Below are 22,640 nucleotides of genomic sequence, written 5' to 3'. Positions count from 1 at the left end.
TATTTGCATGGATCAATGCAAATGACGTGGCCTGTGGCCATTTCCACCACCGCGTGGCCCATTGTTGCCGCCACTGGGAGGCAGTTTGCCAATTTCCAATGAGCTCAGAAGACTATCGAAACGCTGCATGAACAGCTTGTCAATTTCGGAGACCACACCCACCAGCTCCGACGCTTCAAAGTGCCGCTCCATCATCTGGATGACGTCTTGCACCAGCATGTCACGCTGCACTTTCATGATGGCCGCAGGGTTAGGGCCGACAAAGAGCATGACAAAGTCATCACGCGCTTCCTGAGAGCGCTCCCCGTCTTCCTCGTCAAACTCGGCATCATAGAAAGTAACTTCAATGGCTGCACCTTCTTGTGCCAGCTCATTGAGCCCCATGCAAACGTCATCCAGTGCCTGGCGAAAATCTTCGTCACCCGACACCGTCCAGCACATTTGCAGGATGCTTTCCTTGGCATTGAACTGAATACCCGGTTCTTCTTCGTAGGAACTGGCAGCGCCTGCAGCCAAAGAACGTGCGCCAGCGTATGACCACAGAGGCTTGAGCGCATCTTGCAACTGCTCAAAGGTCACATCAGTGCGCAACTGCACTTGACCATGAACGTGAATTTCAAAAGGCGCGTTGTAGCTAGACATTGTTCTCTTCAGTTAACGCGGCAGATCAAGCTGCCGCATACCATCAATCATGGACACCCATTTTGGCACGCCACCGCGACTTGTGAACTCTCCCTTTGGGGGGTAAGTTCATTCCGAGTGCCATAAATAATCTAGACATAAAAAAAGCTTCTCGAAGAAGCTTTTCAGAATGCATTTGGTGCCTCGGGCCGGAATCGAACCGGCACGCCCAGTTATAGGCGGCAGATTTTAAGTCTGATGTGTCTACCAATTTCACCACCGAGGCCACTGCACTGATTACCAATGCAGCGAAGCTCTAAAGCATAACCGATGTTGCTGCATGAAACCCGTGCTTGTTCCAAGATTGACACCGTGGATGCATGAAAAAAGGGAAGCAAATGCTTCCCTTTAGATTTGGAGCGGGAAATCGGGTTCGAACCGACGACCTATACCTTGGCAAGGTATCGCTCTACCAACTGAGCTATTCCCGCATTTTGGAGGCGCGATCCGGAGTCGAACCGGACTAGACGGATTTGCAATCCGTTGCATAACCGCTTTGCTATCGCGCCATACCAAGGAACTACAAAGTAGCACCTAAACTGGAGCGGGAAATCGGGTTCGAACCGACGACCTATACCTTGGCAAGGTATCGCTCTACCAACTGAGCTATTCCCGCTTACGCTTCCAATCACTTGGAAACATTGGAACTTATAAAAACAAGCCCCAGAAAACCTGGAGCGGGAAATCGGGTTCGAACCGACGACCTATACCTTGGCAAGGTATCGCTCTACCAACTGAGCTATTCCCGCTTGCGCTTCCAATCACTTGGAAACATTGGAACCTAGAAAAACAAGCTCCAGAAAACCTGGAGCGGGAAATCGGGTTCGAACCGACGACCTATACCTTGGCAAGGTATCGCTCTACCAACTGAGCTATTCCCGCTTGTGCTTCCAATCACTTGGAAACTTTGGAACTTATAAAAACAAGCTCTAGAAAACCTGGAGCGGGAAATCGGGCTCGAACCGACGACCTATACCTTGGCAAGGTATCGCTCTACCAACTGAGCTATTCCCGCTTATCTTGCGAAGCCTTAAATTCTACAACAGAAAACAAGCAACGCTGCGATGGAATGAATTGTAGCGCACTTTTTTGACGACTCAGAAAAGTGCGCTACTAATTTTCATCAATGCTTTACTGCACGCGTTTTCTTGGCGGCTGTTTTGCTCGCTGCGCTCTTCACAGCTGCCACGGACGCTGGTGCCACTGCACCATCCTCCAGTGCAGCTGGCATACGCTCCAGTGCAATTTTCAGCACATCATCAATCCAGCGCACCGGAATAATTTCCAGATCTGTTTTGACATTTGCCGGAATGTCCTGCAAATCCTTGACGTTCTCCAAAGGTATCAGCACCGTCTTGATGCCACCTCGCAAAGCGGCCAAAAGCTTTTCTTTCAGACCGCCAATTGCCGTGACTTCGCCACGCAATGTGATCTCCCCAGTCATAGCCACATCGGCGCGAACAGGAATACCAGTCAAGGCAGAAACAAAAGCCGTTGTCATTGCAGCACCCGCACTTGGACCGTCTTTCGGTGTAGCGCCATCAGGGACATGCACATGAATATCGCGCTTTTCAAAAGCTGTATCTTCAATGCCCAAGGCACGTGCACGACTACGTACCACCGTACGCGCAGCCTCCACTGACTCCTTCATGACATCACCCAGCGAGCCCGTACGCAGGATGTTGCCCTTGCCAGGCATGGTTGCTGCCTCGATCGTCAGCAGATCGCCGCCCACTTCCGTCCACGCCAGACCGACCACTTGCCCCACCTGGTTTTGCTGCTCTGCACGCCCATACGTGTATTTGCGCACACCCAGGTAATCATCCAAATTAGCGGCTTTGACAATGACCTTGGGCTTGAGCTTCTTCAACTGCAGCCCCTTCACCACCTTGCGGCAGATCTTGGACAGCTCTCGCTCCAGCGAGCGCACACCAGCTTCACGTGTGTAGTAGCGGACGATGTCACGAATCGCGTCATCTTTGACGTCCAGCTCTCCCTCTTTCAGACCATTGTTGGTGATCTGCTTGGGCAGCAAGTAACGCTTGGCGATGTTGAGCTTCTCATCTTCGGTATAGCCCGCCAGACGAATCACCTCCATACGATCCAACAGGGCTGGAGGAATATTCATGGAGTTCGAAGTCGCCACAAACATGACATCACTCAGGTCGAAGTCCACCTCGACGTAGTGATCCCCAAACGCACTGTTTTGCTCCGGGTCCAGCACCTCCAGCAGAGCGCTGGATGGGTCGCCACGAAAATCCATGCCCAGCTTGTCAATTTCATCCAGCAAGAACAGAGGATTACGTGTTCCCACCTTATCCAAGCTTTGCAGCACCTTCCCAGGCATAGCACCAATGTAGGTGCGGCGGTGCCCACGAATCTCTGCTTCGTCACGCATGCCACCCAGGGCCATGCGCACGTATTTGCGCCCTGTGGCCTTGGCAATGGACTGCCCCAGTGAGGTTTTACCCACACCAGGAGGTCCAACCAAACACAGGATAGGCGCCTTCACCTTGTCCACACGCTGCTGCACTGCAAGGTATTCCAAGATGCGGTCCTTGACCTTCTCCAGGCCAAAGTGATCGGCATTGAGCACCTCTTCCGCGTTGGCCAAATCATGCTTGATCTTGGTTTTCTTGCTCCAAGGCAGGCCCGTCAGCACATCAATGTAATTGCGCACCACTGTGGCTTCTGCCGACATCGGGGACATCAGCTTGAGCTTCTTGAGCTCAGCTTCCGCCTTTTTACGGGCTTCTGCCGGCATCTTGGCTGCCTTGATTTTTTTCTCAATCTCTTCAAGGTCTGCACCATCTTCGCCTTCGCCCAGCTCCTTCTGGATAGCCTTGACTTGCTCATTCAAGTAAAAGTCGCGCTGACTTTTCTCCATCTGGCGCTTCACACGCCCACGGATTTTTTTGTCGACATTCAAAATGTCGACTTCGCGCTCTAGTTGCTCAAACAAACTTTCCAGACGCTCTTTCACATCCGCCAGATTGAGCACGACCTGCTTGTGATCCAGCTTCAAAGGAAGGTGTGCAGCAATGGTGTCTGCCAAACGACCCGCATCATCAATGCCGGCAATCGAGGTCAGGATCTCTGACGGGATTTTTTTGTTGAGCTTGACGTACTGATCAAACTGCTGCGAAACCGCTCGGCGCAACGCTTCAATCTCGCTGGCGAGCTTGCTCGAAGGCACTGGCGCTGAGATTTCTTCACAGCGCGCAACGAAATGCGTCTCTTGATCTTCCACATCCAGCAGCTTGGCACGTTGCTGCCCCTCAACCAGCACCTTCACCGTGCCATCAGGCAGCTTCAGCATCTGCAAGATCGTGGAAATGCTTCCCACCCCAAACAAGTCGTCGGTCGAAGGCTCGTCTTTGGATGCTGTCTTTTGTGCCACCAGCATGATGCGGCGATCCGCTTCCATCGCCAACTCTAACGCTTTGATGCTTTTGGCACGCCCCACAAACAAGGGGATCACCATATGCGGAAACACCACCACATCTCGCAAAGGCAAGAGCGGCAGCTCTACCCCAGCCTTGAGGTTCAAATCTGTTGGTTCTGTCATAGAACTCCTTGTCAACCCAGGCAGCAAGTGCCCGGGCTTATTTTTTGCACCGTACGCTCGGCACTTAGGAAGTGCGACTTAGGTCAAACCAAGCCGCACTCACTGCCAATCAGGCTTTCTTTGCAGCTTCTTGGTAAACCAGCAAAGGCGCTTTACCCTCAACAATCGTCGACTCTTCCAGCACCACTTTTTCTACATTTTCAAGATTGGGCAGGTCAAACATTGTGGACAGCAATGACTGCTCCAGAATCGAGCGCAAACCCCGGGCACCTGTCTTGCGTGCAATGGCTTTGCGCGCAATGGCCGACAGCGCGGAAGGGCGCACCTCAAGCTCAACACCTTCCATGGCCAACAGTTTGTTGTACTGCTTGACCAATGCATTCTTGGGCTCGGTCAAGATGCGCACCAAAGCCTCTTCATTCAGCTCTGTCAGCGCCGTCACGACAGGCATACGTCCGACCAATTCAGGGATGATGCCGAACTTGATCAAGTCTTCAGGCTCGATATCTTGGAACAACTCCGTCAAGGAACGGTTGGCCTTACTGCGCACCGCTGCGCCAAAACCGATACCCGAAGCCTCCGTCCGGTTTTCCACGACCTTTTCCAGCCCCTGAAAGGCCCCACCACAAATAAACAAGATATTGGTGGTATCCACCTGCAGGAAGTCTTGATTGGGGTGCTTGCGACCACCTTGTGGCGGCACACTGGCCATCGTGCCTTCAATCAGCTTCAGCAATGCTTGCTGCACACCTTCGCCAGACACGTCGCGGGTGATGCTCGGGTTATCCGACTTGCGGGAGATCTTGTCGATTTCATCGATATAGACAATCCCGCGCTGCGCACGCTCAACGTTGTACTCGCAGCTTTGCAGCAGCTTTTGAACGATGTTTTCCACGTCCTCGCCCACATACCCAGCTTCCGTCAAGGTGGTGGCGTCTGCCATGACAAAGGGCACATCCAGCTGACGCGCCAAAGTTTGCGCCAGCAGCGTTTTACCCGAACCGGTAGGACCAATCAGCAAGATATTGCTCTTGGAAAGCTCCACCTCTTCCTTGCCGGCCTTGTCCTTGTGATTGAGTCGCTTGTAGTGGTTGTACACCGCCACAGCCAAGGTGCGCTTGGCCTGCTCCTGGTCAATCACATAGTTATCAAGATTGGATTTGATTTCAGCAGGCGTAGGCAAATCACCGCGTGCCTCGCGCGCGCTGCTATCCGGCACTTCATCGCGGATGATTTCATTACACAAATCAATGCACTCATCACAGATGAAGACGGACGGACCAGCAATCAACTTTTTGACCTCGTGCTGACTTTTGCCGCAGAAGGTGCAATAAAGGTTTTTTTCGCTGGTTGTGCCTTTTTTCTCGGCCATGGGGGCTACGCCTTGTTTACGTCAATAAGAGGAGAGGATGATAGCAATGTAAAAACGGCGCTACCCGCAGGGGAAAGCGCCGCTTGCTGCTGATCAGCGCTAAATATTACGCGCGTTTTTCAATCACGCTGTCGACCAGACCATAGTCTTTGGCCTCTTGCGCAGAAAGGAAGTAGTCACGCTCAGTGTCGTGGCGAATCTTCTCAAGCGGCTGGCCCGTGCGCTCTGCCAAGATGACATTCAAACGCTCACGTGTTTTCAAAATTTCACGCGCATGAATTTCAATCTCGGTGGCCTGACCGCGTGCACCGCCCAAGGGCTGGTGAATCATGACCTGCGAGTTCGGCAAGGCAAAGCGCTTGCCCTTAGCACCTGCGGAGAGCAAGAATGCCCCCATGCTGGCCGCCATGCCGCAGCACAAGGTCGACACATCTGGCTTGATGAAGTTCATGGTGTCAAAAATCGCCATGCCGGCCGTCACGCTACCGCCAGGCGAATTGATATAGAACGAAATATCCTTCTCAGGATTTTCGCTCTCCAGGAACAGCAACTGAGCAACCACCAAATTAGCGGTTTGGTCATTCACTTCACCCACCAAAAAAATCACGCGCTCTTTGAGCAAGCGGGAATAGATGTCATATGACCGCTCCCCGCGGCCCGACTGCTCAACCACCATGGGCACCATGCCCAAGCCTTGCATATCCAATGCGCTCATGTTTTCTCCAAACGAGGGAACAGGACAAATACTGTAACCAAGAAATGAAATGGGGCTTGTGCTGGAAAGCACAAGCCCCGTATCAAGAACTTTTTAGCGCAACCGCAAGATCAGAATACTAGATATGCGGCGCGCCTTGTTCAAGGTGACCTGATATTAGGCTTGACCCATCAGCTCATCGAACGATACAGCCTTGTCGCTTACCTTGGCTTTTGCCAAAACAAACTCGGTCACATTGTTCTCAATCACCACGGCCTCTACTTCAGCCAAACGCTGGCGATCGCCGAAGTACCAACGCACCACGTCTTCAGGCTTCTCGTACGAGGCAGCCAGCTCATCCACGTGAGCCTTCAGTTGCTCAGGGGTTGCTTCCAGCTTGTTGGCCTTAACCAACTCAGCCACCACCAAGCCCAGACGCACACGGCGCTCTGCTTGAGGCAGGAAAATATCTTCAGGGATTTCAGCCTTGTCAGCATCCTTGATGCCACGTTGCTTCAGGTCAGCGCGGGCGCTTTCCATCAAACGTGCCACTTCCGCTTGCACGGAAGCCTTGGGCAGATCCAGCTCGGCCACGGAAACCAGTGCATCCATCACGGCTTGCTTGTTGCGCGCCTGCAGACGGAACTTCACTTCGCGCTCCAGATTCTTCTTGATATCTGCACGCAGAGCTTCTACGGAGCCATCAGCAATACCCAGCGACTTCACCAGGGCTTCATTCACTTCAGGCAGATTGGCGGCTTCCACCTTGTTCAAGGTCACCAAGAAGTCTGCTGTCTTGCCAGCCACGTCTTTGCCGTGGTAGTCCTCAGGGAATGCCAAGGGGAAAGTCTTGGATTCGCCAGCCTTCATGCCGCGCACTGCATCTTCGAATTCCTTGAGCATCTGACCTTCGCCCACCAGGAATTGGAAGCCTTCGGCCTTGCCGCCAGCAAAGGTTTCGCCGTCGATCTTGCCTTCAAAATCAACGGTCACGCGATCACCGTCCACCGCTGCTTCAGCGGCAGCGCGTTGCGCAAACGTACGACGCTGCTTGCGCAGGATGTCCAGTGTCTTTTCGATGGCGGAGTCATCGACTTCAGCCGTCAGCTTTTCAACTTCAGCAGCAGTCAGATCACCAATCTTCACTTCGGGAAATACTTCGAAGATGGCTTCGAACTCGGCATTGCCTTCAGCAGCGCCTTCCTTTTCGGAAATGCGGGGCTGGCCAGCAACACGCAGACCAGCTTCTTGCACGGACTTGGCGAACTCTTCACCCACCTTGTCATTCAGCACTTCGTACTGCACAGAGTAGCCATAACGCTGAGCAACAACGTTCATGGGCACCTTACCGGGACGGAAACCGTCCATCTTCACAGTGCGCGCAACCTTCTTCAGACGAGTTTCAACTTCGGTCTGGATTGCAGCAAGAGGCACGCTCAGCGTGATTTTGCGCTCGAGCTTTTCAAGGGTTTCAACTGTTACGGCCATGGTGATTCCTAATTCTGGGGAAGTAGTGGACTGTGCCGACTGCAGTTCACAGCCTGCACCGTATTCCGCATAGTCTCACTGGAATGTGGTGCGCGGGGCGGGACTCGAACCCGCACAGTGTTGCCACCGTCAGGACCTAAACCTGGTGCGTCTACCAATTTCGCCACCCGCGCGGTCTTGATAACTCAGAGCCAAATTCTCGGCCCGAGCCATAGGTCAATCGACAATTTTAACCGCTAAAACTGCCGTCGCACATTTCCTCCCCATCATTTTTCTTGTACGTATTCGGGTTTAGGCGGTTTCACTCGGAAACAAGCGGCATACATGGCCGGCAAGGCAAACAACGTCAGCACCGTTGCGACAATCAAGCCCCCCATGATGGCCACCGCCATCGGCCCCCAAAAGACACTGCGCGACAAGGGAATCATGGCCAGCACCGCAGCCGCAGCCGTCAGCACAATAGGCCGCAACCGCCGCACAGCGGCCTCCACGATGGCATCCCAGGCAGCAACACCCCGCGCACGATCTGTCTCGATTTGGTCAATCAAGATCACGGAGTTGCGCTGAATCATTCCCATCAGCGCAATCACACCCAACAAGGCCACAAAACCGAACGGTCGATTGAGCAACAGCAACGCGGCCGCCACACCGGCAATCCCCAGTGGTCCCGTCAAAAAAACCAGCAACGCACGGCTAAAACTATGCAGTTGCACCATGAGCAAGGTAAACACCAGAAACAGCATAACCGGGACACCTGCAGCAATCGACAGCGCCCCCTTGGCACTCTCCTCCACCGCTCCGGCAGCCACCACGCTGTAATCCGTCAACCCCTGTGCCCGCCATTGCGCCTGCAATTTGTCAATGTCAGGTTTGAGTGCCTTCGTCAGCGTTGCGCCTTGCAAGCCCGCACGCACATCTCCTTGCACCGTAATGGCGTAGGTGCGCCCATAGCGCCACAACACCCCAGGCTCCCACCCCAGTACGGGGGTGGCGATCTGCGCCAAAGGCACCGATTTCCCTGAAGTGGTCGGCAGATAAGTCGACGCCAGATCACTCATGGCATCGCGCTCATCCACGGGCTGACGCAACACCATATTGATCAGCTTGTCCCCCTCCCGAAACTGGCCAATGGTGGTGCCCGTCAGCAGGGTTTGCGTCGCCTGTGCAATCGACTGGCTGCTCACCCCCAATGCGCGTGCTTTCTCCTGATCAATCTGCAAGCGTATCACCTTGACGGACTCATTCCAGTTGTCGTTCACGCCGCGCATGTCCGCGTGTTGCCGCATCAGCGTTTTGACTTGATCTGCCGACTCACGCAATTGCTGGGCATCAGGACCCATCACGCGAAATTGCACGGGATAAGGCACAGGAGGCCCACTGGGCAGCAGCTTGGTGCGTGCTCGCACGTCCGGGATTTTTTGCGCAAGCTCAGTAGGTAAGGTCTTCATCAACTGGTCGCGCGCCTTCAGGTCCTGCGCCATCACAATGAACTGCGAGACATTGCTCTGCGGAAAGACTTGATCCAAAGGCAAGTAAAAACGTGGCACCCCAGAGCCCACCCACACGGTCACAGCCTCCACTCCCGCCAAAGCTTTCAGGTGCGACTCCATGCGCTTGACCGCCTGCTCATTGCCCGCAAATGAAGTTCCTTCCGGAAACCACGCATCCACCAAAATTTCTGGCCGATTGGAATCCGGAAAAAATTGCTGCTGCACGCGCGTCATGCCAAACAGACCGACCGCAAACACCACCGCAGTCACACCAATCGTGAGCCAGCGATGCGCCACACACCAGTGCACCGCTGCACGAAAGCGCTGATAGAAGGGACTGTCAAACACCTCATGCGGGTCATGTGCAAAGCCCTGGGCAGCAGCCTTCGGCTGGGGCTCTTTCAAGAAAAGACTTCCCAAATACGGGACAAAGTACACCGAGGCCACCCAGCTGATGATCAACGCAATCACGGTCACCGCAAAAATGGCGAAGGTGTATTCGCCCGTCATGGACTGGGCCATCCCAATGGGTAAAAAACCAGCCGCTGTAATCAGCGTGCCCGTCAGCATGGGCATGGCCGTAATGTCATAGGCGAAGGTGGCAGAGCGCAATTTGTCATACCCCTCCTCCAGCTTGCGCACCATCATCTCCACCGCAATGATGGCGTCGTCCACCAGCAAGCCCAGCGCAATGATCAGCGATCCCAGCGACACCTTGTGCAAGCCGATGCCCCAGTACCACATGGTCAAGAAAGTCGCCGCCAACACCAATGGAATCGTCACCCCCACCACCAAACCCGGGCGGGGATCGATATACCAGCGGCGCCACCATTGCACAGCGCCCTCACGCCGATGCAACCCCAGGCTGACAAAGCTCACAGCCAACACCACCACCACAGCCTCCACCAGCACTTTGATGAACTCATTGACCGAATCCGTCACGGCCTTGGGTTGGTCCTGAATATTGACCAGCTCGACCCCCACAGGCAGCGTGGGTGCAATCTTCGCCATCGCGGCATGCAAGGCCTTACCCAAGCCCACGATGTCACCGCCTTTGCTCATGGAGATTCCCAGCGCAATCACCTCACGGCCGTTGTGGCGCACCTTCACACTGGGCGGGTCTTCATAGCCACGCTCGACGTGCGCAATATCCCCCAGGCGAAACTGCACGCCTGAAGCCACCCGCACCGGCATGGCGCGAACCTGCTCGATCGCATCAAACTGCCCGGCAATACGCACCTGCACCTGCTCTTGCGGCGTCTGAATGACGCCTGAGCCCTCGACCGCATTCTGTTGACTCAGCTGCCCAATCACTTGATTGACATCCAGCCCCATGGCCGCCAGCCGTTTTTGCGACAGCTCCACAAAAATGCGTTCACTCTGGGTGCCAAACAGCTCCACCTTGGCCACATCTTTCACGCGCAACAGCTGCTGGCGCACATCGTCGGCAAAGGTCTTCAGCTCCGCATAGCTGTAACCATCACCCGACAGGCCATAGATCACGCCATACACATCACCAAACTCATCATTGAAGAAAGGCCCCTGCACCCCTTGCGGCAGGGTGTAGCGCATATCACCAATTTTTTTCCGCACCGTGTACCAAAGATTGGGCACGTCTTGCGGCTTGGAGTTGTCGCGCAGCTGAAAAATGACCTGGGACTCACCCGGCTTGGAATAGCTGCTGATCTTGTCTGCGTATGCCACCTCTTGCAGCGTGCGCTCAATTTTGTCGGTGACCTGCTCCGCCACCTGCTGGGCAGAGGCTCCAGGCCAATAGGTACGCACCACCATGGCACGAAAGGTGAACGGCGGATCCTCGTCTTGCCCCAGCTGAAAGTAGGCCACCCCACCCAGTAGCAAGATCACCAGCATCAAATAGCGCGTCAGCGGAATATGCTGCAGCGCCCAGCGCGAAAGATTAAAGCCTGCCTTATCCGGCGTTGGGTTCGACATATCGACCTTCCTGCTCAACGCGCTGCTTGCGGGTAACGGGGCTGGTAAATACTGACCTTTTGCCCCTCCGTCAGCACATGCGTGCCTGCAGCCACCAACTGCTGACCGGCTTGCACACCTGCGGCAATGACCACATCGTTACCGTCCACCCCGGCCACTTCCACCTTGCGCGCATGCACCGTGGAAGTGTGCGGATCGAACACCCAGACCATCGACGCGCCGGCCTGCGCATACACCGCCGTCGAAGGCAGTTTGATCACATCGCTAACCGCCTTGTCTGCTTGCAACATGCGCACGTAGGCTGTGGCGCCCAGCGGCGGCTGCGCCCCCTGAACCCGTACTTTGACGGTGTAGGTGCGCGTGGCAGGATCAGCGCTGGCCGCCACTTCCCGCACAGCGCCTTCCAGCGCACGCTCTTGCACCCACATACGCACCTGCACCACTTGTCCGACCTGCACCTGCGCGCCCTCAGGCACAGCAATCACCACATCACGGGCACCATCGTGGGCCAGCTGCACCACTGGTGACCCGGCTGCCAGCACTTGACCAGGCTCTGCAAGCACCGCCGTCACCACCCCATCTGCACTGGCTGTCAGGTGTGTATAGGCACTTTGATTGCTTTGCGCGGCCGCTTGGGCCTGTGCCTGATCCAGCTGCGCCTGGGCAGATTGCAAATTGGCGCGACGGCGGTCCAACTCCACACCGCTGATGAAGCCCTGCTCCTTCAATGCTGAAAACCGCACCCAGTCGGCCTTGGCAAGATCCCGCTGGGTCGTCGCCGCAGCCACTTGCGCCTGCGCTGCCTGCGCAGCCAAGGCATAGTCCCGCCCATCCAGCTGGGCCAGCAACTGCCCCTTGCGCACCACATCCCCCAAATTCACGGGGCGCTGCAACACCTTGCCCGCCACCTGAAACCCCAGCCGTGACTCCGTCTGCGCGCGCACCTCACCGGCGTATTCCATGGCCACGTTGCGCGCATGCGCCCCCACCTCCAACAGCTTGACGGCACGAACAGGCTCCGCTTCGGGTGCCTGGCGCGAACAAGCCACCAACATGCTCGCGGCGAGCACATATGCAAAAAGGCCCTGAAAGGGCCGGACAACGAGGTTGGGCAACATGGTGAAAGACATTACTGACTGGTTGGTTAGCAATCTAGGGAAGGCCTTGCCCGCTGTCAAGCGACAATGCGACGGTGAATACCCAAGATCCCACACCGTCGCCGCTTGCGCTTGAAGCTGCGCCTGTCAGCCACTACGAGAACTTTCCCGTTGCGTCGTGGCTGTGCCCGGCCCATCTGCGCCAGCCGATTGCCGCCATCTACGCGTTCGCCCGTGCTGCAGACGATATCGCCGACGAAGGCGCCGCCAGCGCGCAGGAGCGCTTGCAACAGCTGCACAGCTATCGCCAGCAATTGCATGCCATTGCCCAAGGCGCAGCACCGCAAGCGCCGTGGGCCACCATCTTTGGGCCGCTGCAACACCAGATAGCACTGCACCAGCTTCCGGTACCGCTGCTCGATGACTTGCTCAGTGCATTCATCCAGGACGTCGAGAAAACGCGGGATGGCACCACCTATGCCAACCGCGCCGAGCTGCTGGACTACTGCCGCCGCTCTGCCAACCCCGTGGGCCGCCTGTTGTTGCATCTGTACGGCATCCATGACACACAGGCACTGCACCGCAGCGACGCCATCTGCACGGCTTTGCAGCTCATCAATTTCTGGCAAGACCTGAGTGAAGACATTCCTCGCAGCCGCCATTACCTCACCGACGCAGACTGCGCAGCGTTTGGCGTCACACGCGCGCAGCTTCAGGCACAGAAAGTGACCGACGGCATAAAAAATCTCATAGCTTCCAACGCTGACTGGGCAAGGGATTCCATGCAAAAAGGTGCTCAACTTGTGCACCAACTTCCCGGGCGCGTGGGCTGGGAGCTACGCCTGGTGGTGCAAGGCGGTTTATGCATTCTGGACAAAGTGGATGCGCAAAACGGTGACAGCCTGCACACCCGGCGCACCGTGCACAAGACCGACATGCCACGCATGCTGTGGCGCGCCTTGTGGATGTGAGCACACCACACACCCTCAAAAAAAACCGGTCTCAGACCGGTTTTTGCATCTTGCCTTTGCCACGACATCCCGCCGCTGGTTGTGCCGGTGAAAGTGCCGAGTGGTGAGATGCACTCACCGTGGATGTGCCATCTCTACGTCCAAGGAGCCCACAGCGCGGTAGTCAACGCCGCCGCTTGCAGAGAGGATGAACTTGGCCGACATCTGCGCCATCTGGCTAGCCTGCTCCTGCAGCGAAGTGGACGCGGCCGATGTCTCCTCCACCAGGGCGGCGTTCTGCTGCGTCACATCATCCAGATTGGCCACCGCATCATTGATCTGCGCCAGACCCTTCGATTGCTCACGGCTGGCCTCGGCGATCTCACCCACGATGTCCGACACACGCGCAATGCTCTGCACAATGTCTTGCATTGTGGTGCCGGTGCGATGTACCTGGTCGCTGCCCGTACGCACGCGGTCGACGGAGTCGTTGATCAGCACCTTGATTTCTTTGGCGGCCTCGGCAGAACGCCCTGCCAACGAACGCACCTCACTGGCCACCACCGCAAATCCGCGCCCTTGCTCACCCGCACGGGCCGCCTCTACGGCGGCGTTCAGCGCCAGGATGTTGGTCTGGAAGGCGATGGAATCAATCACGCCGATGATGGCTTCGATCTTCTGGGCCGATGTGTTGATGTCTTCCATGGTGGACACCACCTGCGACACCATCTCGCCACCACGGGCCGCCACTTCGGTTGCACCGCGTGCCAGATCACTGGCGCGGATGGCGCTGTCGGCGTTTTGCTGCACAGTGCTCGACAGCTCCTCGGTCGCCGCCGCTGTTTGCTCCAGCGAAGCCGCCTGCTGCTCCGTGCGCATCGACAGGTCGCCCGTGCCCGCCGCCACCTGGGTCGATGCACCAGCAATGGCCTCCGCCCCGCTGCGCACCTGGGAGATGATGTCGTGCAAATGGCAGCGCATGTCTTCCATCTGCCCCAGCAGCTGAGCGATCTCATCCTTGCCCGTCACCGTCACCTGTTGCGAAATATCACCCGCCGCAATCGCTTGCGCAGCGTGGTGGGCCTGCTTGAACCCCGCCATCATGCGCTGCAGCAGCGACACCGACAGCAGCGTGGCTGGCAGCCCCCCCAGCAGCACGCACAGCGCAAACACCCAGATACTTAATTGATAGCGCGTATCGGCCGCCTGATAAGCTTCATCGGCCTGTGTGACCTGCAAGCCCTTGAACGCCCCCACCAGCGCCACCAGCGTGTCACCCTCCTGATTCGCCAGCGCCAGAAAGCGCGACATCAGCTCGTTGCTGAAGTCACCGCCACTCATCAAGCGCACCAACTCACCCAGCTTGGCATTCCAGTCGTCTTGCACACGAATGGCCTCGGCAAACATGTCCTTGTCCGGCCCCGCTTCAATCATCTGATTGAGCTCTTTTTGCCACGCCATGCCCTGCTGCAAGCTGTGCGTGACCAAGCCCAGGTGCTCATCCACCGGATGATCGTGCAGGGCCGCCAAGGCGTTGTCTGGCGCATGCTGAAAAGACAGCAGCGTTTGCATGCGCCCCTGCAACACACTTTCGTTGATCGAATCCGCAAGCAAGATGCGCTGCAAGGACTGGTCATGCAAAGCCCCCAGACTGTCGCGTGCGCTCATCAACCCATGCCAACTCATGCCAATGACCACCGCCATCGACAGAAAATAACCAACAAAAACTAGCATGTAGCGCTGCGTTAAGCGCAAGGAGTTGAAACTGAGCATCTCTGACCATGTATCTAATTGCAACTTAACCATCTTAGGTCGGCGCATCGCGATCAGCACGGCCAACACGCTCTACGCTTGATGCACATCAAGCACAACACGGATCCACGGCAATGGCAGAACACCCCACAAGGCATGGGACAATGCCCCGCTATATGACCCCGGAAACCTACGTCCAAGACAAAGCTGCCGCTTCAGGCAGCAGCTTTTATTACGCCTTCCTGTTCCTGCCCGCCCATCGCCGCGCCGCCATCACGGCGTTCTACGCGTTTTGTCGGGAGGTGGATGACGTCGTCGATGAGGTAGAAGACCCCGGTGTCGCTGCCCAGAAAATGGCCTGGTGGCAGCAAGAGGTCGCCCAGGCCTTTGCGGGCACGCCCAGCCACCCGGTCATGCAGGCGCTGATGCCGCACACGGCCGCTTTTCAAATCGAGCTGCGCCATCTGCAGGCCGTCATTGAGGGCTGCCAGATGGACCTGGACCAGACCCGCTACCTGGACTACCCCGGGCTGCAGCGGTACTGCCACTTGGTAGCGGGCGTGGTGGGTGAAGTGGCTGCGCGCATCTTTGGCCAGACCGACGAGGCCACCACAGCCTACGCCCACAAGCTGGGCCAGGCGTTTCAGCTGACCAACATCATTCGGGATGTGGGTGAGGACGCCATGCGCGGGCGCATCTACCTGCCCATCAGTGATCTGCAACAGTTCGATGTGAAGGCCCACGAGATCACCAAGCGCGAATACTCGGAGCGCTTTACCGCGCTCATGCGTTTTCAGACCCAGCGCGCCCACCAGCTCTACGAAGAAGCGTTTGCCTTGCTGCCCGACGCAGACCGCCGCGCCCAAAAGCCCGGCTTGATGATGGCCAGCATCTACCGCACCTTGCTGCGCGAGATTGAGGCCGAAAACTTCCAGGTTCTGCACCAGCGCATTGGCCTGACGCCGCTGCGCAAGCTGTGGCTGGCCTGGAAGATGCAGGCCCTGGGCCGCATGTAAGCGCCGTGGCCGCCCACGCACCGCAACGCATTGCCATCCTGGGTGGCGGCTGGGCCGGCATGGCCGCTGCCGTACAACTGCAGGCACAAGGCCACCACCTGCACATCTGGGAGGCCAGCCGCACCTGGGGCGGCCGCGCACGCGCGTTGCACCTGCCAGGCCCGCAGGGCCAAAACTGGACGGTCGACAACGGCCAGCACATCCTGATTGGTGCCTACCAGGGGTGTCTGGGCATGATGCACACCGTCGGGGTCGATACGCAGCGCGTCCTGCTGCGTCTGCCGCTGGACTTGCGCTATGCCAATGGCAAGGGGCTGCACCTGCCCGATCTGCCCCCGCCCTGGGATGCGGCGCTGGGTATTGCCCGCACCCAAGGCTGGAGCTGGCGTGAAAAGCTGGCCTTGCTGCGCACCGCCAGCCGCTGGCAGCGCCAGCAATTTGCCTGCTCCGCCAGCGCCACTGTCGCGGATATTTGCCAGGGTTTACCCGCGCGCTTGATGGCAGATTTCGTCGATCCGCTATGTATCTCGGCACTCAACCTGTCCGCTGCGCACGCCAGTGGCCGCATCTTTTTGCGGGTGCTGCAAGACAGCTTGTTCAGCGGCCGTGGCGGCTCGAACTTGCTGATTCCGCGCACCGACCTCAGCACCCTGTTCCCCGCCACCGCCGCCCAGTGGCTGCAAGCCAAGGGCGCGCAGCTGCACCTGGGCACGCGAGCGCCGCAGCTGCAGTGGGAGACCGCCACAGCCACGTGGCGCATGGGCGAACATGCCTTCGATGCCGTGGTGGTGGCGACCCCCTGCGCCGAAGCCGCACGCCTAGTGCAAAGCGCCACCCTGCCAGCACCCGCGCAAGCGGCTGCCCAGCAATGGGCGGCTCTGGCCCAGGGCCTGCCGCATACTGCGATTGCCACGGTGTACGCCCATACCGCACGGCCGCCGCAGCACGCCCCTGTGCTGCCCGCCCCCATGGTGGCCCTGCACAGCCATGCCGGTGCACCAGCGCAATTTGCATTTGATAAGGCCCAGCTGGGTGGGCCGGCAGGTTTGATTGCCCTGGTCATCAGCGCCTGTGAAGGCGACAAAGACACGCTGCAAGCGCAAGCGCTGCAGCAGGCACGCGCGCAGTTGGGGCTGCCGCAGCTGCAAGCGCTGCAAACCGTGGTCGACAAACGCGCCACCTTTGCCTGCACCCCAGATGCGCAGCGCCCCGGCGCGCAGATTGCACCGGGCTTGTGGGCCTGCGGCGACTATGTCGATGGCCCCTACCCCGCAACGTTGGAAGGCGCGGTGCGCAGCGGCATCCAGACGGCACAAGCGCTCAGCGCTGCGCTGTGCAGCAGCCACCAAGACACCTAACCCCAGCGTGGGGCGCACGGCCTATCGCAAGACAGGATGCAGACAGCACCCATAAAAAAAGCAAAAAACAGAGCTGCTAGCGCTTTTCTTCTGGTCGTTTCAGAGCAAAAAGCACCTGAATCACTTCAAAGACATGCGCTGGCAGCTATGGTTTTAAAGCGCTTACTTCTCCAGATACCACTGCAGAACGGCCTTGGCGATAAACCCGGTAAAGCCCACGGCCAGCCCCAGAAACAGCACAAAAGTGCCGAACTTGCCCGCCTTGGACTCCCACGCCAGATGGCCAATGATGAACAGCATGAAGAGGATGAACGCCCCAATGCCGTACGTCATAAAGAAATGCGAAATTTGTTCTTCTGTATAGCCAAAGATCACGACTCACGTCCTAGAAAACACCGCGCTGCGTCCCATCACTGTGGCGCTGCCTCCCGCAGCGCAAAGTCTGATGCATCCACCAAATCACGGTAGGCATGCCAGCTGGCATGACCCAGCATGGGCAAAACAAACACCAGACCCAGCAATAACGACGCTAAGCCCAACAAAGTAAACACCACAATCAGCGCCGCCCACAGCGCCATGGCGATGGGGTTTTGCAAGATAACCAGCCAGCTAGTGAGCACGGCTTGCGGCAATGTGACTTTGCGATCGAGCAACAAAGGCATAGAAACCACACTGGATGCAAAAATTGGTGCCGCCAAAAAGCTGCCCAACGCCAGCCACAGATAAAACAGCGTGCTGTCCGGCGCCAGCACCACGTGCAACATGAAGTCCATCGGCGAAGCAATGCGCACCGGCGACAACAAGGTAATGAGCGAGGCAGAAATCACCACCCAGCCCGTGGCCGAGATGGCCAGCAGCAAGCCAAACTGCACCAGACACCAGTAATCGTTGCCCAGCCTGCTGTGGCCCTGCTGCCAATGTGACCAAGTACGCCGCACCAGCCCCAGGTTGACCGCTTCACCACGCTCCAGCGCGCGGCTCATCGCGTACAAGCTGGTGGCCACCACCGGCCCGATCACCAAAAAGCCAGAGAGCGCACCCGCCATCAGCCAAAAGCGATTGTGCCCGAGCAGCAAAATCACAGCGCCCAGCCCCGCCAAGCACAGGCCGTGCGCCAGACTCAGCCAGGGCGTGCGGCAGATGTCTTTCCAGGCCAGGGCCAGCCAAGCCAGGGGCTGCATCCAGCCTATGCGCAAAGGCACGGGCAAATCCATGCGGGATGAACGCGACAAAGTCTGTGGCATGCGCGGGCTCCTTCCCCCATCTGCAGGGGGCGTTCACTCAGGCAGCCAGCAAGTCACACAGCGCCGACAAGCTGGCCACCGTGGTGGGTGGGTGCTGATCTTCTACTGGCCAATCTAAGCCGCTGCGGTTGAGCCAGACAGCGTGCATACCCGCATCCCGTGCAGCCACGGCATCCAGTTTGGCATCGTCTCCTACATGCAAGATGGCCGACAGCGGCAGCTCCAGGGCCTGCGCGGCGCAATGGAAGATGCGCGCATCCGGCTTGGCAAAGCCGGTGCGCCCCACATTGAAACTGTCTTGAAAATACTGCCCCACCCCGGCACGGTGCACATCGGCATTGCCATTGGTCACCGCCACCACGGGCCAGCGCTGGGACAAAAACGCGAGCGCCTGCAGCGCATCGTCATACAGCTGCACGCGCTGGCGTTCGGCAAAAAATATTTCAAATGCGGGGATAGCCAAATGCTCATCATCGCCCGCCTGGCGCAGGGCCTTGGCAATCGATGCGCGGCGCAAGCCACTCAAGTCATGGCGCAGATCGGGGCGTTCCTGCTCCACCTGCACGCGAATGGCTCGCAAAGCCTCAGGCGATGAAAACAGTTGTGCCGTCTTCGCAGCATGCTCTTTTAACCAGAGCAAAAGCACAGCTTCTGCACGGTGAATCGTGGGCCAGATCGGCCACAGCGTATCGTCTAGATCCAGGGTGATGGCACGAATTTGAGTTGGGTCAAGCATGGGGCGCAAGAATACTGGAGTCCATCAGGGGCGCCAGCCAAAGCCGCCGGAGATGGGTCAGCTTTTGTCACAATGGCAGCCATGCTGTCTCGCTTTGCCCCTGAACCCCAGCTTCCCGCCGAACAACCCGAGCGCACAGGCGTTTTGCTGTGCAACCTTGGTACGCCCGATGAAGCCACCCCATCCGCCGTGCGCCGTTATCTGGCCCAGTTTCTGGCCGATGACCGCGTGGTGGAGATCCCCAAGCTCGCGTGGTGGCCGATTTTGCACGGCATCATCTTGCGCACCCGCCCCAAAGCATCGGCGGCCAAATACGCCACCGTCTGGAACGAAGGCGGCGCCACCGGCTCGCCCTTGCTGTATTTCACCGAACGCCAAGCAACGCTGCTACGCGGCTGGCTGGGTGAGGCCGGCGCCAATGTGCTGGTGAGCTACGCCATGCGCTACGGCAACCCCTCCATTGCCACGCAGCTGGATGCGCTGAAGGCGCAGGGCGCCACACGCATCCTGATCGTGCCGCTGTACCCCCAGTACTCCGGCACCACCACCGCCAGCGTGTGCGACGCCGTGTATGACTGGGCCAAAACCCAGCGCCACATCCCGGAGCTGCGCTTTGTGCAGCGCTACCACGACCACCCGGGCTACATCGAAGCGCTGGCGCAAACCGTGGAAAAGCACTGGCGGGAAAATGGCCGTGCGCAAAAACTGTTTCTGAGCTTTCACGGCGTGCCTGAGCGCACCTACCAGCTGGGCGACCCCTACCGTGATGAATGCCTGGCCACTGGCCGCCTGCTGGCCCAGCGCCTGGGCTTGACCGATGCGCAGTACGTGCTCACCTTTCAGTCGCGTTTTGGCAAGGCCAAATGGCTGGAGCCTTATACCGAACCCACCTTGGTCGCCATGGCCCGCCAGGGCCTGGAGAGCGTGGACATCATGTGCCCCGGCTTTACCAGCGACTGCATTGAGACGCTGGAAGAAATCAACCAGGAAGCCCGCGAAGCCTTTGTGCATGCCGGCGGCAAGGACTACCGCTTCATTGCCTGCCTGAACGATCACAACACCTGGATCACCGCGCTGCGTGACATTGCCCAGCAACACATGCAAGGCTGGCCCACCCAGCCCGCAGCCACCAAGGTTTAATCAGGTGCAGAGCACCGCCCCTGCGCACGGGGCGTGCTCTGACTCAGTGCGCGGTCAAGCCCAAGCCAACCACTTACTGGATGGGAAAAGGGTTGTTGCTGTACAAGGGCTGGCTGGCCACCGCTGCGCGCGGCGCAGGAATTTCATAGGCCGAACGATCCTTGCCTTCCAACCACTTGGGGGCCTTGCCACGGCCTGTCCACGACTGACCGCTTTCCGGGTCGTAATACTTGGCCTGCACTTTTTTCTTGGTGCTGGGTTGGAAAGGGAACACCTGCTGCGCCGTAAAACCAAACGTGGCAATCAGCTCATGAATGGTCTTGAGGGCTGCATCACTTTCCGTGCGGCGCATTTGCGCAATGGTTTTATCCAGCTCACGCTTGCGAGCCAAAAGTTCTTGGTAATCGGACATGCCAAACTTCACAAAATTCACAAAAAAGTGGCTCACGCACCGCGTGAACCACAGAGTCTTCTCATGCCATGCATTGTGCGTGAGCTTGGCCCACTTTGCAGCCCGCTCGCACCAATCGCTCAGGCCTCTGGGGTGCTTGCACACCTCGCGCACGCGAATCGCATGAAGCCCGGCACTGTGCTGCAGCGCGGCACATAGACCGCCGTGGCGCATGGATGTTGGCACGGCCCCCTGCACGCAGGGCGCAGTGCTCCCTAGAATCACGCTCCGAACCTACGGCCTGCGTTTCTTGCAGGTCTTTGGCATGCCCGGTATTCACGATGCGGGCTCCATCACTCGGCTGAATTCTTGGCCCCGAGGTCTTTGCACCTTGGGGTGTTTGCTTTTTGTGAGCGCCTCTCGGTGCTGCATTGACAACAAGACTACAACAGCCATGAACACTTCCCCCTCTTCGCCCGCTGGCCAGCCTGCCACCGTCAACAGCTACAGCTGGAAAGCCTTGACAGGCTCCGCCGTCGGCTATGCCATGGATGGCTTTGACCTGCTGATTCTGGGCTTCATGCTCAGCGCCATCTCGGCCGACCTGAATCTCACGCCCGGCCAAGCCGGTTCGCTGGTGACCTGGACCCTGATTGGCGCCGTGTTCGGCGGCATTGTGTTCGGTGCGCTGTCTGACCGCTACGGCCGCATCCGTGTGCTAACCTGGACCATCTTGCTGTTCGCCATCTTCACCGGCCTGTGCGCTTTTGCGACCGGGTACTGGGACTTGCTGGTCTACCGCACCATTGCTGGCATTGGTCTGGGCGGCGAGTTTGGCATCGGCATGGCCTTGGCGGCCGAAGCCTGGCCTGCACGCCACCGTGCGCGCGTATCGTCATACGTGGCGCTGGGCTGGCAAGTGGGTGTGCTGGCGGCTGCTCTGCTGACACCGCTGCTGCTGCCCATCATCGGCTGGCGCGGCATGTTCCTGGTGGGCGTGATCCCTGCGGTCATTGCCTGGGTCATTCGCCACCAGATCCACGAACCCGAAGTGTTCGTGCGCAAACCCAAGGCGCAGCAAGGCGCGCGTTTTGAAGCGTTCAAGCTGCTGGTCAAAGACAAGGCCACCACCAAAGTCAGCCTGGGCGTGATCGTGCTGACCTCGGTACAGAACTTCGGCTACTACGGCATCATGATCTGGATGCCCAGCTTCTTGTCCAAGCAACTGGGCTTCAGTCTAACCAAGTCTTCGATGTGGACCGCCGTCACCATCGTCGGCATGATGGCCGGCATCTGGATCTTTGGTCAGCTGGCTGACCGCATCGGCCGCAAGCCCAGCTTCCTGCTGTTCCAGCTGGGCGCGGTGATCTCCATCTTGGTGTACTCGCAACTGTCTGACCCTGCCGCCATGCTCTGGGCCGGTGCGGTGCTGGGCATGTTCGTCAACGGCATGATGGGCGGCTACGGTGCGGTGATGAGCGAAGCCTACCCCACCGAAGCCCGGGCCACGGCGCAAAACGTGCTGTTCAATATCGGCCGCGGCGTGGGCGGTTTTGGCCCCGTGGTGGTCGCTGCTGTGGCCATGGGCTACGGCTTCCAGATGGCGATTGCGCTGCTGGCGGCCATCTATGTCATCGACATGATTGCCACGGCCTGGCTGATCCCCGAACTCAAGGGCAAAGCGCTGGACTAAACCCCGCTCTCCCCCGC

Annotated in this window: 17 protein-coding genes and 8 tRNA genes; 5 read left to right on the top strand and 20 right to left on the bottom strand. The window is 58.1% G+C overall.

The genetic code is table 11. The features are described 5' to 3' along the window. Positions 1–12: 12 nt before the first annotated feature. The 15 genes from AC27VO_RS09480 to AC27VO_RS09410 form a co-directional block, all read right to left on the bottom strand. Complete coding sequence (locus AC27VO_RS09480) at positions 13–642, bottom strand: DUF6806 family protein (protein WP_488666465.1); 630 nt, start codon at positions 640–642, stop codon at positions 13–15. A 176-nt stretch (positions 643–818) separates the two neighbouring features. Continuing rightward, positions 819–907, bottom strand: a tRNA-Leu gene (locus AC27VO_RS09475). Between the two features lie 129 nt (positions 908–1,036). Continuing rightward, positions 1,037–1,112 (bottom strand) — tRNA-Gly (locus AC27VO_RS09470). A gap of 4 nt (positions 1,113–1,116) precedes the next feature. After that, positions 1,117–1,190: transfer RNA gene (locus AC27VO_RS09465), tRNA-Cys, on the bottom strand. A 31-nt stretch (positions 1,191–1,221) separates the two neighbouring features. Next, positions 1,222–1,297 (bottom strand) — tRNA-Gly (locus tag AC27VO_RS09460). A gap of 57 nt (positions 1,298–1,354) precedes the next feature. Next, positions 1,355–1,430: transfer RNA gene (locus tag AC27VO_RS09455), tRNA-Gly, on the bottom strand. Between the two features lie 57 nt (positions 1,431–1,487). After that, positions 1,488–1,563, bottom strand: a tRNA-Gly gene (locus tag AC27VO_RS09450). A gap of 57 nt (positions 1,564–1,620) precedes the next feature. Further along, positions 1,621–1,696, bottom strand: a tRNA-Gly gene (locus AC27VO_RS09445). A gap of 108 nt (positions 1,697–1,804) precedes the next feature. Further along, entirely contained in the window at positions 1,805–4,249 is a 2,445-nt protein-coding gene (gene lon / locus AC27VO_RS09440) for an endopeptidase La (RefSeq protein WP_488666464.1), read from the bottom strand. A gap of 109 nt (positions 4,250–4,358) precedes the next feature. Beyond that, the gene (clpX, locus tag AC27VO_RS09435) at positions 4,359–5,621 is read right to left on the bottom strand and encodes an ATP-dependent Clp protease ATP-binding subunit ClpX (protein WP_488666463.1); all 1,263 of its coding nucleotides are present in this window, start codon (positions 5,619–5,621) and stop codon (positions 4,359–4,361) included. Positions 5,622–5,727: 106 nt separating this feature from the next. Beyond that, positions 5,728–6,336 carry an ATP-dependent Clp endopeptidase proteolytic subunit ClpP gene (gene clpP, locus AC27VO_RS09430; RefSeq protein WP_488666462.1) on the bottom strand — a complete coding sequence of 203 codons (609 nt, stop codon included), beginning with the start codon at positions 6,334–6,336 and terminating at the stop codon, positions 5,728–5,730. 156 nt (positions 6,337–6,492) lie between these two features. Beyond that, positions 6,493–7,803 carry a trigger factor gene (gene tig, locus AC27VO_RS09425; RefSeq protein WP_488666461.1) on the bottom strand — a complete coding sequence of 437 codons (1,311 nt, stop codon included), beginning with the start codon at positions 7,801–7,803 and terminating at the stop codon, positions 6,493–6,495. Positions 7,804–7,889: 86 nt separating this feature from the next. Continuing rightward, positions 7,890–7,976, bottom strand: a tRNA-Leu gene (locus AC27VO_RS09420). A 93-nt stretch (positions 7,977–8,069) separates the two neighbouring features. Next, a complete protein-coding gene (locus AC27VO_RS09415) occupies positions 8,070–11,246 on the bottom strand; it encodes an efflux RND transporter permease subunit (RefSeq protein WP_488666460.1) in 3,177 nt (1,058 codons plus the stop codon). Between the two features lie 14 nt (positions 11,247–11,260). Continuing rightward, positions 11,261–12,301, bottom strand: a complete 1,041-nt coding sequence (locus AC27VO_RS09410; protein WP_488666459.1) for an efflux RND transporter periplasmic adaptor subunit — start codon at positions 12,299–12,301, stop codon at positions 11,261–11,263. Between the two features lie 137 nt (positions 12,302–12,438). On the opposite strand from AC27VO_RS09410, the gene hpnC reads away from it, so the two are divergent. Beyond that, positions 12,439–13,314, top strand: coding sequence for a squalene synthase HpnC (gene hpnC / locus AC27VO_RS09405; protein WP_488666458.1), 876 nt, complete (start codon positions 12,439–12,441; stop codon positions 13,312–13,314). 114 nt (positions 13,315–13,428) lie between these two features. Here the strand turns inward: hpnC and AC27VO_RS09400 are convergent, their stop codons facing one another. Then, the gene (locus AC27VO_RS09400; RefSeq protein ID WP_488666457.1) at positions 13,429–15,027 is read right to left on the bottom strand and encodes a methyl-accepting chemotaxis protein; all 1,599 of its coding nucleotides are present in this window, start codon (positions 15,025–15,027) and stop codon (positions 13,429–13,431) included. 194 nt (positions 15,028–15,221) lie between these two features. Between AC27VO_RS09400 and hpnD the strand changes: the two genes are divergently transcribed. Continuing rightward, on the top strand, positions 15,222–16,061 hold the full coding sequence (hpnD, locus tag AC27VO_RS09395) for a presqualene diphosphate synthase HpnD (protein ID WP_488666614.1): 840 nt from the start codon (positions 15,222–15,224) through the stop codon (positions 16,059–16,061). Between the two features lie 5 nt (positions 16,062–16,066). After that, positions 16,067–17,419: a hydroxysqualene dehydroxylase HpnE gene (hpnE, locus tag AC27VO_RS09390; RefSeq protein WP_488666456.1), complete on the top strand. Its 1,353-nt coding sequence runs from the start codon at positions 16,067–16,069 to the stop codon at positions 17,417–17,419. Between the two features lie 162 nt (positions 17,420–17,581). Here the strand turns inward: hpnE and AC27VO_RS09385 are convergent, their stop codons facing one another. Genes AC27VO_RS09385 through AC27VO_RS09375 form a run of 3 tightly spaced genes read right to left on the bottom strand, consistent with a single transcriptional unit; the run spans position 17,582 to position 19,399 of the window. Next, positions 17,582–17,794: a DUF2788 domain-containing protein gene (locus AC27VO_RS09385; RefSeq protein ID WP_488666455.1), complete on the bottom strand. Its 213-nt coding sequence runs from the start codon at positions 17,792–17,794 to the stop codon at positions 17,582–17,584. A gap of 35 nt (positions 17,795–17,829) precedes the next feature. After that, entirely contained in the window at positions 17,830–18,663 is an 834-nt protein-coding gene (locus AC27VO_RS09380) for a DUF2189 domain-containing protein (RefSeq protein WP_488666454.1), read from the bottom strand. 37 nt (positions 18,664–18,700) lie between these two features. Next, positions 18,701–19,399 (bottom strand): HAD family hydrolase, encoded by a 699-nt coding sequence (locus AC27VO_RS09375; protein WP_488666453.1) that lies wholly within the window; start codon positions 19,397–19,399, stop codon positions 18,701–18,703. Positions 19,400–19,480: 81 nt separating this feature from the next. Here AC27VO_RS09375 and hemH point away from each other — a divergent pair, with 81 nt between their 5' ends. Beyond that, positions 19,481–20,539 (top strand): ferrochelatase, encoded by a 1,059-nt coding sequence (gene hemH / locus AC27VO_RS09370; RefSeq protein WP_488666452.1) that lies wholly within the window; start codon positions 19,481–19,483, stop codon positions 20,537–20,539. Positions 20,540–20,612: 73 nt separating this feature from the next. Here the strand turns inward: hemH and AC27VO_RS09365 are convergent, their stop codons facing one another. Beyond that, the gene (locus tag AC27VO_RS09365) at positions 20,613–20,951 is read right to left on the bottom strand and encodes an H-NS histone family protein (protein WP_488666451.1); all 339 of its coding nucleotides are present in this window, start codon (positions 20,949–20,951) and stop codon (positions 20,613–20,615) included. Positions 20,952–21,384: 433 nt separating this feature from the next. On the opposite strand from AC27VO_RS09365, the gene AC27VO_RS09360 reads away from it, so the two are divergent. Beyond that, entirely contained in the window at positions 21,385–22,623 is a 1,239-nt protein-coding gene (locus AC27VO_RS09360) for an MFS transporter (protein WP_488666450.1), read from the top strand. Positions 22,624–22,640: the final 17 nt, after the last annotated feature.

This window comes from Comamonas sp. 14P8.1.4, from assembly GCF_057799285.1.
Note: the sequence above shows the minus strand (reverse complement) of the source record. Positions and strands in the feature narration are given on the sequence as shown.